The sequence below is a fragment of the Aquabacterium parvum genome, from assembly GCF_001447195.1.
In the GTDB taxonomy this organism is placed as follows: Bacteria; Pseudomonadota; Gammaproteobacteria; order Burkholderiales; family Burkholderiaceae_C; genus Aquabacterium; species Aquabacterium parvum.
In genome coordinates, this window is record NZ_LFRI01000203.1 from 1 (window position 1) to 1220 (window position 1220).

Here is a 1220-nt window from a genome sequence, read left to right on the forward strand (position 1 = left end):
ACGGCAATCGCGGTATTGCTATCCATTCCCTTAGGAGTGCTCGCCGCGCGGAATACTAGCCCTCATCCACTCGTGTATCAAGCCACACGCGGCCTGTTAAACGCTTTGCGATCGATACCCGAACTGATCATGGGCATCCTGTTCGTGGCAGCCGTTGGCTTCGGCGCATTGCCGGGTGTTTTAGCCCTAGGCTTACATTCGGTTGGCATGATCGCCAAATTTTTTTCGGAATCGATCGAACATGCCGATCCGGCACCGGTAGAAGCCGCGCATGCAGCGGGCTGCACGCCATTGCAGGTGATTTTTCATGGGATCTTTCCCCAAGTGCTTCCGCAAATGGCCGATACCGCGATCTATCGATGGGAATACAACTTCCGTGCTTCGACCGTGATGGGCATGGTCGGCGCCGGTGGAATCGGGTTCGAGCTGATGGGCTCTCTGCGCATCATGCAATACCAGGATGTCTCGGCTATTTTGCTGGTTATTTTAGGCATGGTTACCCTCGTCGACGCCTTCAGCTCCTTCCTGCGTCGCAAGTTCAAATAACTCCCAAAGCTTACAAAGGTTTTTATGAAGCCCAAAGTCGTCCTCACCCACTGGGTGCACCCGGAAATCATCGAATTGTTGTCCGCTAGCGCCGATGTTATCCCCAACACCACACGGGAAACCTTGCCGCGTTCTGAGGTAATTGCGCGAGCCAAAGATGCGGATGCACTCATGGCTTTCATGCCGGACAGCATCGACAGCGCGTTTCTCGAGGAATGTCCAAAGCTGCGTGTCATCGGCGCCGCGCTTAAAGGCTATGATAACTTCGATGTCAACGCCTGCACACGCCACGGTGTATGGCTTACGATTGTGCCGGATTTGCTTACGATCCCGACCGCTGAACTGACTATCGGCCTTCTTCTCGGTTTGACAAGGCATATGCTGGAAGGCGATAGGCAAATCCGTAGCGGACACTTCCAAGGCTGGCGGCCGACACTATATGGCTCTGGTTTGACAGGAAAAACGCTTGGCATCATTGGTATGGGGGCGGTCGGCCGTGCAATCGCCCAGCGCTTGGCTGGCTTTGAAATGAATCTCTTGTATTGCGATCCGATTCCGCTCAATGCCGAACAAGAAAAGGCTTGGCACGTACAGCGCGTCACGCTCGATGAACTGCTCGAAAAATGTGATTATGTCGTGCCGATGGTTCCGATGGCCGCAGAGACACTGCATCT

2 protein-coding genes are annotated in these 1220 nt (G+C 54.3%); both read left to right on the forward strand.

Annotated elements, in window-relative coordinates:
- Positions 1 to 546: phosphonate ABC transporter, permease protein PhnE (gene phnE, locus ABG80_RS07310; RefSeq protein WP_058087082.1), on the forward strand; the 546-nt coding region annotated here is incomplete at its 5' end.
- Between the two features lie 24 nt (positions 547 to 570).
- Positions 571 to 1220, forward strand: a 650-nt coding sequence (locus ABG80_RS07315; RefSeq protein ID WP_268760949.1) for an NAD(P)-dependent oxidoreductase, incomplete at its 3' end; no start/stop codon positions are given.